Source organism: Croceitalea sp. MTPC5 (assembly GCF_036985505.1).
In the GTDB taxonomy this organism is placed as follows: Bacteria; Bacteroidota; Bacteroidia; order Flavobacteriales; family Flavobacteriaceae; genus Croceitalea.
The window spans coordinates 517,164-532,711 of sequence record NZ_BTGQ01000004.1 but is presented as its reverse complement, the minus strand read 5'-3'; the positions used below and the strand labels follow the sequence as shown (position 1 = coordinate 532,711).

General features: G+C 40.5%; 11 protein-coding genes and 1 tRNA gene. 7 read left to right on the top strand and 5 right to left on the bottom strand.

Annotated features, from left to right (window positions below; genetic code table 11):
• Nucleotides 1-5: 5 nt before the first annotated feature.
• On the bottom strand, nucleotides 6-3,242 hold the full coding sequence (locus tag AACM45_RS15170; protein WP_339143751.1) for a SusC/RagA family TonB-linked outer membrane protein: 3,237 nt from the start codon (nucleotides 3,240-3,242) through the stop codon (nucleotides 6-8).
• A 386-nt stretch (nucleotides 3,243-3,628) separates the two neighbouring features.
• Between AACM45_RS15170 and AACM45_RS15165 the strand changes: the two genes are divergently transcribed.
• From AACM45_RS15165 to AACM45_RS15150, 4 genes are read left to right on the top strand one after another with little or no spacing between them, the layout of a single operon-like run.
• Nucleotides 3,629-4,498 carry a helix-turn-helix domain-containing protein gene (locus AACM45_RS15165; RefSeq protein WP_339143750.1) on the top strand — a complete coding sequence of 290 codons (870 nt, stop codon included), beginning with the start codon at nucleotides 3,629-3,631 and terminating at the stop codon, nucleotides 4,496-4,498.
• A gap of 21 nt (nucleotides 4,499-4,519) precedes the next feature.
• The gene (locus AACM45_RS15160) at nucleotides 4,520-6,241 is read left to right on the top strand and encodes a GMC family oxidoreductase (RefSeq protein WP_339143749.1); all 1,722 of its coding nucleotides are present in this window, start codon (nucleotides 4,520-4,522) and stop codon (nucleotides 6,239-6,241) included.
• Between the two features lie 2 nt (nucleotides 6,242-6,243).
• Nucleotides 6,244-6,957: a gluconate 2-dehydrogenase subunit 3 family protein gene (locus AACM45_RS15155; protein WP_339143747.1), complete on the top strand. Its 714-nt coding sequence runs from the start codon at nucleotides 6,244-6,246 to the stop codon at nucleotides 6,955-6,957.
• 7 nt (nucleotides 6,958-6,964) lie between these two features.
• Nucleotides 6,965-7,807, top strand: a complete 843-nt coding sequence (locus tag AACM45_RS15150; RefSeq protein WP_339143746.1) for a sugar phosphate isomerase/epimerase family protein — start codon at nucleotides 6,965-6,967, stop codon at nucleotides 7,805-7,807.
• A 255-nt stretch (nucleotides 7,808-8,062) separates the two neighbouring features.
• On the opposite strand, the gene AACM45_RS15145 is transcribed toward AACM45_RS15150, so the two are convergent.
• Nucleotides 8,063-9,820 (bottom strand): arylsulfatase, encoded by a 1,758-nt coding sequence (locus AACM45_RS15145; RefSeq protein WP_339143744.1) that lies wholly within the window; start codon nucleotides 9,818-9,820, stop codon nucleotides 8,063-8,065.
• A 132-nt stretch (nucleotides 9,821-9,952) separates the two neighbouring features.
• Between AACM45_RS15145 and AACM45_RS15140 the strand changes: the two genes are divergently transcribed.
• Together AACM45_RS15140 and AACM45_RS15135 are read left to right on the top strand one after the other, a co-directional pair.
• Nucleotides 9,953-10,363, top strand: a complete 411-nt coding sequence (locus AACM45_RS15140; RefSeq protein ID WP_339143743.1) for a 6-pyruvoyl trahydropterin synthase family protein — start codon at nucleotides 9,953-9,955, stop codon at nucleotides 10,361-10,363.
• Between the two features lie 28 nt (nucleotides 10,364-10,391).
• Nucleotides 10,392-10,466 (top strand) — tRNA-Val (locus AACM45_RS15135).
• 2 nt (nucleotides 10,467-10,468) lie between these two features.
• Here the strand turns inward: AACM45_RS15135 and AACM45_RS15130 are convergent.
• The 3 genes from AACM45_RS15130 to gldJ form a co-directional block, all read right to left on the bottom strand.
• Nucleotides 10,469-10,840, bottom strand: coding sequence for a thiol-disulfide oxidoreductase DCC family protein (locus AACM45_RS15130; protein ID WP_339143742.1), 372 nt, complete (start codon nucleotides 10,838-10,840; stop codon nucleotides 10,469-10,471).
• A gap of 91 nt (nucleotides 10,841-10,931) precedes the next feature.
• A complete protein-coding gene (locus AACM45_RS15125) occupies nucleotides 10,932-12,206 on the bottom strand; it encodes a UDP-N-acetylmuramoyl-tripeptide--D-alanyl-D-alanine ligase (protein WP_339143741.1) in 1,275 nt (424 codons plus the stop codon).
• A gap of 64 nt (nucleotides 12,207-12,270) precedes the next feature.
• Nucleotides 12,271-13,929, bottom strand: a complete 1,659-nt coding sequence (gldJ, locus tag AACM45_RS15120) for a gliding motility lipoprotein GldJ (RefSeq protein ID WP_339143740.1) — start codon at nucleotides 13,927-13,929, stop codon at nucleotides 12,271-12,273.
• 362 nt (nucleotides 13,930-14,291) lie between these two features.
• On the opposite strand from gldJ, the gene porV reads away from it, so the two are divergent.
• Nucleotides 14,292-15,434 carry a type IX secretion system outer membrane channel protein PorV gene (gene porV, locus AACM45_RS15115; protein ID WP_339143738.1) on the top strand — a complete coding sequence of 381 codons (1,143 nt, stop codon included), beginning with the start codon at nucleotides 14,292-14,294 and terminating at the stop codon, nucleotides 15,432-15,434.
• Nucleotides 15,435-15,548: the final 114 nt, after the last annotated feature.

Genomic DNA, 15,548 nt, shown 5'->3' with positions numbered 1-15,548 from the left:
TTTTTTTACATTTTTAAATTAACTCCAAAAAGGAAAATTTGAGCTAGTGGAAAATTGTTGGTATCCACACCAATAGTCAAGGCTGAATTGGCACCACTAAATGGCGGTATCTCTGGATCTATACCGTCATAGCCCGTTATGGTAAACAAATTACTGGCATTTGCATAAATACGCAAACTAGAAATGCCCCATCTATCTGTCAATTGATTAGGTAATGTATATCCTACTACCACATTTTTCAAACGAACGAAGGAACCATCCTCAACAAGAAAGGAGTTTGGATTTATTTCTCCGTTTCGAACACTGAAACTTAATGCAGGTTGTGACCCATCTGGGTTGGTAGTGGCATTGAAAGCATCTAATACCCTAGAGCTTCTATTCCCATTGGGAAAAGTTGCGAAGTCAGTGAAAATTTTATCATAGTTATAGATGTCATTTCCTATAGTTCCACTGAAAAAAGCAGAAAAGTCCCAGTTCTTATAGGTGGCGTTAAGGTTTAAACCTAGTATCACATCCGGATGTGGGTTTCCTATAAATGTCAAATCATCATCGTTGATGACTCCATCCCCGCTAATATCAACATATCGAAGTCTCCCAACTCCGTCAGCCGAAGTGGCAAATCCTTGGTCAGGTCCGGCATTTACTTCTGCTTCGCTCCTATAAATACCGTCAACCACTCTTCCATAAAAAGAAGATATAGGTAGTCCTACTTCTGTTCTAGTGATAGCTCCGTTCCTGAAGGATGTATCTCCAATTAGCGGACTTAACAATTCGGTGACCTCATTGGTTAATGTTGAAACGTTTAAATCTGCCCCAAATGAGAAATCTTCGGAAAAATTCGTCTGAAAAGACGCGCTTATATCGAATCCACGATTTTCAACATTTCCTGAGTTTACGAACGGTGCGGTGGCATCTGCACCTGTATCACTACCAATGTTGGTGTTGGAAACAATTAAATCTTGAGTGGTAATTTGATAGTATTCTATACCGAGGGATAAGGCATTATCAAATAAGCCAAACTCGGCCCCAACATTAAAGGTTTCACTGGTTTCCCAAGTAAGGTCAGGATTTCCTAGAAGTGATAAAAATGCACCTGAAGATATAGTGCTGCCACCATCAAATGCGTAATCTGCCACTTGATTGTTCAGGCTGAATATATTTGCTGAAGGATTACTTACAGGAAGTTCTTGATTACCCAATTGTCCCCATGAAGCCTTCACTTTCAGTCTGTTTATAAATCCATCTTGCGGAAAGAAGTCTTCGTTGCTAGCGACCCAGCCCCCACTAAAAGCGGGGAAGACGCCCGTACCATTATCTCCAATGAATCTAGAAGAACGGTCCCTTCGTACCGTGGCACTGAACAAGTATTTGTCCGCATAGGAATAATTTACCGAACCAAAAACGGAGGATAGTGTATTCTCAAAGTCGAAAGTGTTTCCAGGATCTACTATCGGACTTCCAGAAGCATTGCTCAGTAAATAAAAATCTGGGGTCTCATTTATAAAACCAGTAGCCGCAACCTGTAATCCTTTACCGGTATTTTGAAGTGCTTCTACACCGACGAGTACATTTACGGTATGCTCATCAAAATTTTTGACGTAATTTAAGGTATTGGTCCATATCCAATTATAGGTCTGCTGATTTCTTTCAGTAAGTGTGTTGGTTCCCCTTGCTTCAGAATGTTCTGGATTTAAAGCCAAGAAAGTTCTGGTATTAAGTATACTGATATCACCACCTATAGAGGTCTTAGCGGTTAAACCGTCCGCAATTTCAAGACTTGCATAAACGTCCCCAATTATCCTAGTTTGTTTTAGAAAATCATCACTCGAGCGTATCAAGTCTGCAACCGGATTCGTAGCATTTGACAAACCTAGCGCATTCGAATAGGTGCCTGCAAAGAAACCGTTGTCATCACGTACGGGCACTAAAGGGCTTAAACGCATGGCAAGTTGTGTTCTATTGCCTTGAAAATTTTGATTATTATTGAAAGAAATATTGGCGTGTTGCCCAATGGTTAGCCGATTGCCTAACTTAAATTCTGAGTTTAGCCTCGCCTGTCCACGTTTAAAACCTGTTTCCAATTGAATACCTTGTCTATCAAGATAACCGAATGTTGCTGAAAACTTCGATTTTTCCCCACCATCCGACATTGAGATACTTACATTTTGGGTGCTTGCCGATCTAAATATTTCGTCTAAAAAATTAGTGCCAATTTGGCCATTTACAGTAGTCGGTACAGGAGCACCCAATAAAGTCGAGGGAACAGTAGGGGAACCACCGGTCGGGAAAAATTGAGGGTGACTTATTGCCGCAGGATCGGTTCCATTTTGTATGGCATCGTTGGTCAAACTTTCAAATAAAACATCTCCCAATTGTTGTGCATTCAATATTTCGGGCAATCTGGTAGCTCTACTAAAACCGGTAGATATGTCAACATTCACGCTCAATTTGTTTTGGTTGTAGCTTCCACTCTTAGTAGTTATTATAATTACACCGTTTGAAGCCCTTGCACCATAAATAGAAGCCGCGCCATCTTTCAATACATTTATCTGTGCTATATCTTGAGGATTGATGGTATTCAAGATACTTCCATCAGTTGTCTGTGCACCGTCAATTATATAGAGCGGGTTGTTATTGTTTGGGGTACCTAAGCCACGAATACGAACTACGGGCTGGCTTCCTGGTGCACCATTATTAGTAACGTTAACACCAGTAGCCCTTCCTTCTAGTGCCTCAGCAACGTTCACCAGTGGCTGTTTCGTCGCTTCTGAAACATCTACCGAAGCTACGGCGCCGGTCAAATCGCCCCTAGTCTGGGTCGTATATCCAACCACTACCACTTCACTTAGATTGTTCATGTCTTCAGACATGGTCACATTGATGGTGCTTTGCCCATTGATTGCAATCTCTTGGGTTCCGAAACCGATATAACTGAAAACCAAAGTATCATCTGAATCGGCATTGATGGTGTAGTTGCCATCAAAATCGGTCTGGGTACCATTAGTTGTGCCTTTGACCAGAACACTTGCGCCAGGTAGCGGAGCACCAGCGGCATCCGTTACAGTACCTGAAATCGTATTCTGTACATTCGGTAGTGCATCAAGTGTTAGGTTGTTGTTGGCTTGAGCTAGGTGGAGCCCAGAAACCAAAAAGACGACCAAAGCAAGTACTTGGGATGCTTTGAACAACCTTTTGGTCTTGTCCATCCATGTGAAAAAGCCAAAGTAAATTGATTGTTTCATAATCATGTGTTATTATTAGTTATGTTAAATAGTTTAGTTCATTCAGTAGCCAGAAACTAGGGAAATACTGAATAAGAGATAAAATTATACAATCAATAGGCATGAAATATGTATTATATTATCATTCTCTTATACTATTTTTTAGAAATTGAAATTAACTGTTAAAACTTGCGCTGAGACAGTGATATTGGCAGGGATATGGGGTATGGATGCATAAACTGTCTTGGTTGCCAATCAAAAAACGATAAATATCAGTAGCAAATCTTATTGCGCTGTTATTTTTTTAACATATTATTTAAGATTTTCTGGTATTTTAAAGATTCAAAAAGGATTTAAAATAAGGTTAATGACAAAATAGTATTAACTTGCCCTAAAAACGAATCCAATTGTTAAAAACGTATCAAAGGGAAATCACCGCATTGTCTCCGCAAGACAGTTTTTTGGTCATGGATCGATTTAGGGATACTTTTGATTATCCTATCCATTTTCATCCTGAATTAGAGCTAAATTATATTCATAATGGTATAGGGATGCAACGTACCGTAGGTTTTAGCATTGAGGAAATTGATGACCATGAATTGGTTTTGGTAGGCTCTAATGTGTACCATGGATGGAAAATGCACAACTGTACGAAAAGTGTTCACGAGGTGACCATTCAATTTCATAACGATCTTTTTACCGAGAACTTACTGCGAAGAAGTATCATGAAACCGTTTCGTGAAATGATGGAAAGGTCCGTACACGGTATTCTATTTGATAAAAATGAGTCAAGAAAGATAGCCTCAAGAATAACCCGGGTCTCTAAAATAGAGGGATTCGACTACTTTTTAGAGATGTTTTCCATTTTATACGATTTATCGCTAACTAAAAACCAGCGATTACTTTCGGTATCACAGATGTCAAGGGACGATTTCGATAATAGTGACAAGGTGAAGCTCTTCTACAACTTTATTCAAGAAAATTATGCCAATAAAATTACCCTAGACCAAGTGTCAAGCCTTTTGAATATGAGCAAGGTTTCGTTCAATAGGTTCATAAAGAAAAGTACCGAACGAACCTTTGTCGAATATTTGAATGACGTTCGTATTGAAAATGCCTCACGTATGTTGGCAGAGGAGACCTTTGGAGTTTCTGAAATCGCATATAAATGTGGATTCTACAACATTGCAAATTTCAATAGGGTATTCAAAAAGGCAAAAGGGTGTACCCCAAGTCAATACCGTAAGGAATTCTACAAACTAACAAGGATACAATAACATAAAAACTACAATAAGAGCATGCAGATCATTGAAACTCCGAAAACATACGATGTCATTATCGTAGGTTCAGGCGCCGGTGGTGGAATGGCAACAAAAATACTTGCTGACGCCGGCCTTAAAGTAGCCGTCGTTGAGGCGGGGCCACATTTCGATCCCGCAAACCCTGACCAACAGACGCAACTGAAATGGCCTTATGAGTCTCCAAGAAGGGGTGCCAATACGGTACGTCATTTTGGGGATTTTGATACAGCCTATGGAGGTTGGGAAATTGAAGGAGAACCCTATACCAATGAAGACGGGAGCGATTTCAAATGGTTTCGATCTCGCATGTTGGGGGGTAGAACCAACCATTGGGGCCGTATCTCACTTCGATTTGGTCCGAAGGATTTTAAAAGAAAAGACCAAGATGGTCTTGGTGACAATTGGCCCATCGGGTATGATGATGTGAAACCTTATTATGATAAGGTAGATAAATTGATCGGGGTATTCGGCACCAATGAAGGGTTACCGAATGATCCCGATGGTTTCTTCTTGCCGCCACCAAAACCGAGGTTACACGAACTATTCTATATCAAAGGTGCCAAAGGTGCCAACGTTCCAGTAATACCTTCTAGAATGTCGATGTTGACCAAGAAGATCAATAATGAAAGGGGAGTTTGTTTTTACTGTGGGCAGTGTTCAAGATCATGTTCCGTGTATGCAGATTTTTCATCGGGGAGCTGTTTGATATTTCCGGCCCAAAAAAATGGGGGGCAGGTCGATCTCTATGTAAATTGCATGGTGCGAAAAGTCACGACCAATGAAGAAGGCAAGGCGACCGGGGTTTCTTATATCAATAAAGAAGATAGAAAAGAATATCAACTAAAAGGCAAGGTTGTGGTGCTTGCGGCATCGGCATGCAGCTCGGCCCGAATCCTGCTGAATTCAAAGAGCAGGCAACACCCTAATGGCCTTGGTAATACGAGTGATGTTGTTGGAAGGTACCTTCATGATTCCACAGGTAGCAGCCGGGCCGCTTTCGTACCTGATTTGATGAAAAGGGAAGTGTCGTATAATGAAGATGGTGTTGGCGGAATGCATGTGTATTCCCCATGGTGGTTAGACAATAAGAAATTGGATTTCCCTAGGGGCTATCATATTGAAGTCTGGGGCGGAATGGGTATGCCAAGCTATGGTTTTGGTTTCAACCCCAATGACTTCAACCGATTCTTTGGGTTGACGGTCGGGGGCTATGGCAATGGGCTGCGAAAGGATGTAAAAAAGTATTATGGATCTGTATTAGGTTTTGGGGGAAGGGGGGAATCCATTCCCCAGAAAAGTAATTACTGTGAGATCGACAACTCTAAAGTAGACGAATTCGGCATACCCGTGCTAAAGTTCCATTACAAATGGACGGACAATGAAATCAAACAGGTCAAACATATGCACGATACGTTTGAAGAAATCATACACCATATGGGGGGTGAGGCCTTGGGTGACAAACCAACGGAGGCCCAAAATTACGGGATCGCCCCACCCGGATGGATCATACATGAGGTAGGTACGACCCGTATGGGGGATGACAAAAAAACGTCTGTGGTAAACAAATATCAGCAATTGCACAATGTGGATAATGTTTTTATTGTCGATGCCGGGCCTTTTGTATCACAGGCAGATAAGAACCCAACCTGGACTATTTTGGCTTTATCCTGGAGAACTTCCGACTATATTATTGAACAATTAAAGCAGCAAAATATTTGATCATGGACAGAAGAAAAAGTTTAAAATCAATAGTATTGGGTGGCGTTGCTGGCGGATTGGCCATTCATGGGTGTAAACCTCAAAGTGAGCAAAAGTTGGATGAGGTCGTAAAAATCAAAGAATATGATTATGGCCGCACTCCCAAGGAAAAGGAATACGATGAAGAACTACTATCAGAGCAGTTTTTCAATACACATGAAATGGAGACCATTGCCGTGTTATGTGATTTGATCTTGCCTTCAGATGACACATACAAAGGGGCTTTGGATGCCGAAGTACCAGACTTTATAGAGTTTATGGCAAAAGATCATCCACCTTTTCAAACAGACCTTCGTGGAGGCTTGATGTGGATAGACCATAAAAGTAATACCGATTATGGTGCTGAGTTCAAAACCGCTACCAAAGAACAGCAAAAAGCCATATTAGATGAAATTGCCTACCCTGATATTGAGGTTCAAGAAGTGAAAAGACCTTTAGAGGTCAATTTCTTTTCTTTGATGCGAAACCTGACCATGACCGGTTTTTATACCTCTAAAATAGGAATTGAAGAGCTGGGGTACAAAGGTAATATGCCCAATATATGGGATGGGGTGCCTGAAGCTGTTTTGGCGCAACATGGGGTTTCGTATGATGCCAAGTGGGTCGAAAAATGCGTGGACCAGTCAAAACGGGGTATTTTAGCACAATGGGACGAACAAGGAAATTTATTGACCTAATAAAAAGATGATGAAAATTAAGAATTCAATAGTATTTTTTCTAATTGCCATTACAATGAATTTTGAATCGGTCTCACAAGAAATAGGTTTGCAGCTTTACAGTCTCCGTAACGAGATGAAAGATGATGTTGAAGGTACATTGCAAAAAATCCAATCTTGGGGTATCTCAAATATAGAAGAAGGTAATGGAGGAACACATGGGTATTCCATACAAGACTATAAGGCCCTGTTGAATAAAAATCAACTAAAGATTGTAAGTGTTAGTGGAAGTTATGAGGATTTTAGGGATAACCCTGAAAAAATCATTTCCAAGGCTAAGGCTTATGGGGCAAAATATGCAGTTTGTTTTTGGATACCGCATAACGATACCATTTTCACCATTAAAGAAACCAAGGCGGCCATTGATGTGTTCAACAAAGCTGGCAAAAAGTTGAAAGACGCCGGAATCACTTTAGCATACCACCCCCACGGATATGAGTTCAGACCCTATAAGAAAGGCCTGTTGATGGACCATATGATTGAAAGTGCACAGCATTTTACTTTTGAGATGGATGTGTATTGGTTTGCGCATCCCGGTGAAAACCCCATTGAATGGTTAAGAAGATATCCCGATAAGTTTAAATTGATGCACCTTAAAGATTGCAAGAAAGGTGTTAAGGGTAATTTGAATGGAACATCGGATGTGGAAACCAATGTAGTGTTGGGTATGGGGCAAATCAATATTGCTGCCATTGTAGCAGAGGCTGTTAAAATTCAAATCGATTACCTTTTTATTGAGGACGAATCGTCAAAGGCCGTGAAACAAATACCCCAAAGTCTCAAATTTCTTCAATCATCACTTGATAAATAAAATATTAAGCAAGGCCTTATTTTGATTTTAGCGGTTTTTACTAGGTTATATTGGTGACGGAGTCCGTGTTTTAGATGGTATATCATTCATAAATACTACTTGGACTAGGCGTTCAAAATGCGCGTTCGGCCCCGAAAGCAGCACTGGATATAGGGAAACTTGCAACTATGTTGCCCGCCTCTGTACTATTTCGCCCTTGATGAACATTTCTGGTCTTTCTTTGGCTTCGATTTGCAAAGAAAATATGCAAAGAACCTATTTCCGCTTCAAATTCAATAATCGAAAATCAATGACAGTGTTTCCCGGCATAGTTACGGCACTTAAACTTAACTGACCAACCCCATCGTTCAAAGAAATTTCACCCAACTTAATAACTTTAAAGTCTTTGACATAAGACTCCATTCTTGGGCTTCTATCTTTATCTGCCCCAATTAAATCGGGGTCATGGAATTCGGAAATGACCTTGGTTATTTTTGAATTGTTTAGCCTTAATTGAAGTTCAGTGCCAACAGCGTCCTTTTTGCAGGTGTAATAAAGAAAAACTTCAAAAGTGCCTTCTTCAAGTATATCTACATTCCAGAAAATGGAGTCATTCGTGCTGACCCAATTGGTGTAAAAAGAATCATTAGGCCATCGATTGCTTCTTGTGATCGAACCGGTCGCTATGGCATCGCGAGCGGGTAGTTGTGTATAATCATAATCCTTTGTGCCTATGGTAAAAGGTCTTTTCTTATCAATTTTCGAAGCTAGTATTTCTTGCTCCCATTTTTCTTTAATGTGAACTAAACTGTCCTTTATAATCGGTTTTTTTGAGCTGATATCGATGGTTTGACCGAGGTCATCGTCCATGTCATAGAGTCTATTCTCCGAATCCAACCTGTATTTTTGGGTTCTTAAACTGGTTTCTCCATTCCAATGGTTATATACGACCCTAGCCGTTGTAGCAGGGTTTTGATTCAATACTTTCGAACTTAGGTCAAGTCCATCCATCCTCAATGTGTCAGGTAGTTTGATTTTTGCCAGACCCGTCAATGTAGGCAATAGGTCTATCGACGCCATAAGTTGTTTTGATTTGTGCCCAGCTTTTATATGCTTAGGCCATTTTATAAAAAAGGGTGATTTTACCCCACCCTCGTCGGTACTGCCTTTTTTGCCGCGCATACCGCCATTCCACCGCCAACCATTGGGGCCATTGTCAGACATGAAAATGACGATGGTGTTTTCTTCTAGGCCATTCTTTTTTAAGATGGCATTCAATCGACCCATATTCCAGTCTATATTTTCAACCATTGCCAATGCTGCCCGGGTAAACCGTTCATCTTCCATTCCGTCACCTTGATATTGCATAGTAAGCGGCTTGTCTTTGAACCTGGCCCAGTATTCATCGGGTGATTGCATTGGGCTATGAGGGGTGTTTATGGGCAGGTACAAGAAAAATGGCTTGTCACGATTTTCAGAAACAAAATCGATGCCGTGGTTGAACAAATCATCTACTAAAAAACCGTTCCCCTGTACAATTTCGCCATTGCGTTCTAACATGGGACTAAAATAATTTCCCCAATGCCCAGAACAGAATCCGTAAAAATCATCAAAACCCCTAGCATTGGGATGGTAGGGCGGTTGCATGCCATTGTGCCATTTACCGTATGCCGCAGTTTGGTATCCATTGCTTTTCAAAACATCGGCTATCGTAGGTACGTCAAAGTCCATCCGTTCCCCACCGGCTGAGGTAGCATACACCCCTAGTCTTGAGAAGTGCTGGCCGGTTAATAACTCCGCCCGGGTAGGTGAACAAACTGGTTGAACGAAAAAGTTTTCCAACACCATACCCTTATAGGCTATACTGTCAATATTTGGTGTGGAAAGATTGGTATTGCCATGATAACTTAAGTCACCCCAACCTTGATCATCGGTTAAAATCAGTACAATATTCGGTTGTTTGAAGGGTGCTTCCCTTTTGGTGCAAGAACATATCGCCAAAATGACAAAAAAGGTACTTAAAAAAATCCTCATGGGTTATATTTCACGTTGAGGGTAATATAGGCACTCTCTTGCTTCCAATCAAGTGCCGGTCTCGAATTGTAATTCGACGTTGTTAGGTTTAAAAATGAAATTTAAGCTAAATTTGTACTCTTATTTTAAGCTATGATTGCCACAATTTGTAGAAAAGCCCATTTCAATGCTGCGCATCGGTTGCATAATCCGAAGTGGAGTGATGAGAAAAACCGAGCTGTATTTGGTAAATGCAATAGCCCTAATTACCATGGCCACAATTTTGATTTAGAAGTGCGTATACGTGGTGAAGTCAATCCAGATACGGGTTTTGTAATGGACCTAGCGGTTTTGGGAAAGGTAATCAAAGATGAAATCGAAGCGCGTTTTGATCATAAGAACTTAAACGAGGACTGCCCTGAGTTTGAAGGTATTCTGCCGTCAACGGAGTATTTTGTTAAAATTATCTATGATATTTTAAAACCAAAGCTCGATCCTGGGCAAAAATTGCACATAACTTTATTCGAAACACAAAAGAATGCTGCGGAATATGGAGATTGGTAACATTTTTACGATATTGCAGCGATTTTAAGGAGTATTAGCTCAGTTGGTTTAGAGCGCTGCCTTGACAGGGCAGAGGTCACTGGTTCGAATCCAGTATACTCCACTTTAAAAACTGACCGTACAGGTTTTAGACTTTCCAAACCATTTGACCCGGTTTCTAGATGCAAGACGGTATATTGTATCCCTTATTATTCTGGGGATAAATGCCAACAATGTAGCCACTAATTTCCACTTCGGAATTTTTGAGACGATTTTTAAGAATCCGTCTGAGTGGGTATGGGGCCCATCTTCATCGAATAAAATCACCGTGGTCAGTTCTTTTGTGGGAAACCCATGTTGAGAAAGCATTCTTTGTCCGGTCGGTGATTGAAATGCGACAAACTCAAAACTTTCTACAGGTACTAATTGTAAAAGCCATCCAACAACACCGTTACAAAGGTTGCACTCTCCATCAAATATGATAATATTGGTTTTCATGATTGCTTGTTTACCCTTTTAGTTCGAATAAAACAAAGAATCATTTCATCGGTCGGCACACATTAGACCATTTTTTAGAAAGTTTTATGATTTACAGGTATTCAAGGATACGCTCAAGGGCCATTCCACGCGAGCCTTTAATGAGAATGGAACCTGTTGGCAAGGGCTGGTTTTGAAGGTGTTCTTCAAGCGCCTCGAACGAACGGAACTTTTTGTAATCGGTTTTAGTACCGTAAAAGTTGTGTCCAATTAAAAACACTTCTTGAAAGTTCATTTTCTTCGCCAAATCAGCAATGTGTTGGTGTTCTGTGCTTGCAGCTTCCCCCAGCTCAAACATGTCGCCCAAGAAAAGTGTTTTGCGGGGTGCTGCCGTGGTTTCAAAACTTTCTAAAGCGGCTTTCATGCTGGTTGGGTTGGCATTGTAGGCGTCTAGAATAATATGATGTCCATTTTTTTTGATAATTTGAGAACGGTTGTTTTCTGGTTCATAACCTTCAATGGCATTTTTAATAGCTGAGGTAGGTACATTGAAATACTTTCCAATTAAAATGGCAATACAGCAATTGGTGAAATTATATGTTCCAATCAATTTGGTGTTAACCACCGTCTCTTCAAAAGATAAACGTATGAAAGGGTTGGCAGCTATAAATGAAATCGTATAGTAGTTGTGGTCCTTTTTGCTGAAGCCTATTTTTTTTATATAAGATGCCAATCTGTCTTTTTGGATGGGATCATCCGCATTCAGAAAAACATGTTTACCGTTACCCAGTAAATAGTCGTAAAGTTCGCTTTTGCCTTTAATGACCCCTTCAACACCGCCAAAACCTTCTAAATGTGCCTTTCCGAAATTGGTGATATACCCAAAATCCGGTTGGGCGATACGGGCTAAAAATGCAATCTCTTTTTGATGATTGGCCCCCATTTCTATGATGGCGAACTCCGTATCTTCTTTTATACTTAGAAGTGTTAGGGGAACCCCAATATGATTATTGAGATTTCCTTTAGTTGCTACTGTATTGTATTTTTTTTCAAGTACCCGATGAATCAGTTCTTTGGTTGTTGTTTTTCCATTGCTGCCTGTCAGCGCGATAACCTGTGCGTTGCACTGTTTTCTGTGGTAGGCACTCAAGTCTTGAAGGGTTTGCAATACATTTTCAACCACGATGGTCTTATCGGCCACTTGGTATTCCGGTTCATCTATTACCGCCAATGCCGCTCCTTTTTTTAAAGCTTCCTCGGTAAATTCGTTACCGTTGAAGTTTGGCCCCTTCAAGGCAAAATAAATACAATTCGCGGTTATTTTTCGGGTATCGGTACAAACCGTTGGGTGTTCTAGAAACCGTTGGTGAAGTTCGTTCAATTTCATAGTCGAAGATAAAAAAAGCCCTTAACAAAATTGCTAAGGGCCCAATATCTTTCGTAAGCAATGCTTACCTTACTTTTTTATGTCGAACCGTTTTGTTCTTGGTTTTGGATTTTGATCCCACTCTTGACATCGCACATCTAAACCCTACATCATCCGTAGCCATATATTGTGGTAGGTAACGGCGTTGCGCTGGGTCTAACCAAAATGCCCTGTCCCTCCAAGAGCCACCTTTGTAAACCCTTACCTCGTCATTGATCAAAGACGTTCGGTAGTTTGAGGTGTCATATTGTCGAAGTAGTTTTCCGGTTGAATCACGTTCCACTTTGTGTTTGGGCGAATCGTACATTTTTCGAGCGTCGGATTCGTCATCGCTGAATCTTTGGAAAAACCTTGATGATCCTGGGTCACCATCACGATATCCCCGGTTATCACTTTTTGAGAAGTTTGTCCTTAAATAGGTTTCTTCTTCACCTACAGGCACTTCTTTTATTTCACCAGGTAGGTTCAATGCAACCACTTTTCCGTTGGGTAAAGTATCAAAAACAACCGAATCTCGAAGAATCTGGACTTTTCCATCTTCACCAATGGCTTTTTTCAGATAAATATTACCACGATAGTAGTTGAAATCACTGATTTCGTCGTCAACGATGGGTCTGTAGACATCGGCTACCCATTCTGAAACATTACCGGCCATATCATATAGTCCAAAATCATTTGGTTTGTATGATTTTACCTCTGCGGTAATATCGGCACCATCATCAGACCAACCTGCGATACCGCCATAATCACCTTTACCTTGTTTGAAGTTCGCCAATTGGTCACCACGACCTAGGCGTTGTCCATTTCGTGTGTAGTCACCTTCCCATGGATACTTCTTTCTACCTCTATAATTATTGTATTCCCGCGACCCTATCAAAGCCTGTGCGGCATATTCCCATTCTGTCTCGGTAGGCAATCGATACTCCGGACTGATAATTCCCGTACTTCTTTTTGCAAAAGAATTAATGGAATCCTTTTTTTGCTTGCCCTGTAACGAATCTATTTGCCCCCCATAAACCGATTCTGGATTATTCAAATAAGCTTCCGTACTAAACGTTCCACCTATTTCACCGTTCAAGACCTTATATTTTGCATCTTTGGCCAAATAACCTTCCCTTTCTAAGGTGGCTTCATTTACCCTGTCTGTTCTCCATTCAGCATATTGTGTAGCTTGAATCCAGTTTACACCAACTACGGGATATTCCCCATAAGCAGGATGGCGTAGATAGCTATTTGTCATGGTCTCGTTAAAGCCCAAACGATTTCTCCATACCAAAGTATCTGGTAAAGCCCCTTTGTAAATATTTTCATACATGGGATTTTCAGGAGGATAGACCGCCTTCAGATAATCTAGGTATTCAAGGTACATCACATTGGTGACCTCGGTTTCATCCATATAAAATGACTGTACGTGTTGAGCTGTCGGGGAGTTGTTCCAATCGTGCATGATATCATCTTGCACCTGACCTTTGGTAAAGGTACCCCCTTCAATGAATACGGTTCCTGGTGGGGTTTCCTGTTCTTTGAAATTGGAATTGTATTGAAAACCGCCTTCTTTGGCATTTATTTTCCATCCTGTTGCTCTCGAAACATTTTTAGATGACGAGGAAGAATTCTTGCAGCTCGAAAGTGTTCCGGCAACCACAAAACAAGAAAGTACAACTTTAAAAAAGCTTTTTTTCATAATTAGGACTTGAGTTCAATAACCGATATTCTATTACAATCGGTACTTTGGTTTCATTTGATTTAAATCGCTATCGGCATTAAAACGGAAAGAAGCCCATAATATTTTATCGATTAAAAATATTTATGTGCTATTTTTCGATTTGCCACACTATAATAAGGAACGAAACAATTTCGGTTATAGTATAGCTATTTAGGGAGTTTAACATGGTCGGGGTCAAAATAATTTTAACTTTTCATCGAAATAGCGCATTACGTATATAAGAATTCGCCAAAAAGCTCGTTTAATGGTAATACGTCTAAATATTTTGGTTTTTGTAGCCGTATTTTGGACTTTCGACCACTTTAATTTAAATGAAATAGATGAAAAAGTTATTTTCCTTGTTGGCACTCTTCTGTGTCTTCAATGTTTTTGCCCAACAAGAACGGGCAATTACTACTGCAGTTCCTTTTTTGAATATCGCTGCTGATGCCAGGGCTTCTGGTATGGGGGATATGGGAGTTGCAACCCCAGTAGATGCCTTCTCACAACAATGGAACCCTGCGAAGTTCGCATTTGCAGAACAAAAATTGGGAATAGGGGTCAGTTACACCCCCTACCTGGAAAGTATTGTTACTGACATTTCACTTTTAAGCGCGAGCGTATACAACAAATTAGACGACCAAAGTGCCTTTGCATTCAGTATAAGGTATTTTGGCCTCGGGGAGATAGAATTAAGACAGACCATAGATGAGACCCCAACTGTTGTTGAGCCCAATGAGTTTGCAATAGATGGTTCCTATTCCTTAAAATTGAGTCCGACGTTCTCGATGGCCGTAGGGGGTAGGTTCATAAGCTCTAACCTAAGATTTCAAGATGGGCAACAAGATTCACAGGCCGCGAATACTTTTGCGGTTGATATTGCCGGTTTTTATAGGTCACGTGAAATAGCCTACAATTCGTTTGATGGCCGATGGAGGGCAGGATTCAATGTTTCCAATCTTGGAGGAAAAATTCAATATGACGAAGGGGGGCAAGAGAACTTTTTACCTACCAACCTAAGGTTTGGTGGTGGATTTGATTTTATTTTTGACCAAGACAATGTTTTGGGTGTTTATTCAGAGTTCAATAAGTTGTTGGTGCCGACCCCAAGGGATTTTGATGGTGACGGTGATATCGATTCAGAGGATAATGACGAATACCAGAACATTAGTTTCTTTAATGGCGTATTTGAATCTTTTGGCGATGCCCCTGATGGCTTTAGTGAAGAATTACAAGAGGTTACATGGTCGCTTGGTGCCGAATACAGATATCAAGAGGCATTCATGCTGAGAACCGGTTATTTTAATGAGAATGAAGCAAAAGGAGCTAGACAGTTTTTTACCTTGGGTGCTGGATTCAAATTCAAGTCGGCCCAGATTGACTTATCTTATCTGTTCTCAACGTCACAGGTTAGAAACCCTTTGGAAAACACACTACGTTTTTCGCTTACCTTTAACTTTGGGCAAGAGTTTTACAACGATTAATCTAAAAGCTTTGATTTTTATGGAAAACCCCAACAATACGTTGGGGTTTTCTTATTTTTAAACAATGAATTCGTTTGAACTTTCTCAATTGGGTAAAAGATGTCTGATTTTCGC

Bases quoted from the DNA above. Each gene is read 5' to 3' on its own strand.
- AACM45_RS15170 (WP_339143751.1), bottom strand. From the start codon at position 3,242: ATGAAACAATCAATTTACTTTGGCTTTTTCACATGGATGGACAAGACC.
- AACM45_RS15160 (WP_339143749.1), top strand. From the start codon at position 4,520: ATGCAGATCATTGAAACTCCGAAAACATACGATGTCATTATCGTAGGT.
- AACM45_RS15155 (WP_339143747.1), top strand. From the start codon at position 6,244: ATGGACAGAAGAAAAAGTTTAAAATCAATAGTATTGGGTGGCGTTGCT.
- AACM45_RS15150 (WP_339143746.1), top strand. From the start codon at position 6,965: ATGATGAAAATTAAGAATTCAATAGTATTTTTTCTAATTGCCATTACA.
- AACM45_RS15145 (WP_339143744.1), bottom strand. From the start codon at position 9,820: ATGAGGATTTTTTTAAGTACCTTTTTTGTCATTTTGGCGATATGTTCT.
- AACM45_RS15140 (WP_339143743.1), top strand. From the start codon at position 9,953: ATGATTGCCACAATTTGTAGAAAAGCCCATTTCAATGCTGCGCATCGG.
- AACM45_RS15130 (WP_339143742.1), bottom strand. From the start codon at position 10,840: ATGAAAACCAATATTATCATATTTGATGGAGAGTGCAACCTTTGTAAC.
- AACM45_RS15125 (WP_339143741.1), bottom strand. From the start codon at position 12,206: ATGAAATTGAACGAACTTCACCAACGGTTTCTAGAACACCCAACGGTT.
- gldJ (WP_339143740.1), bottom strand. From the start codon at position 13,929: ATGAAAAAAAGCTTTTTTAAAGTTGTACTTTCTTGTTTTGTGGTTGCC.
- porV (WP_339143738.1), top strand. From the start codon at position 14,292: ATGAAAAAGTTATTTTCCTTGTTGGCACTCTTCTGTGTCTTCAATGTT.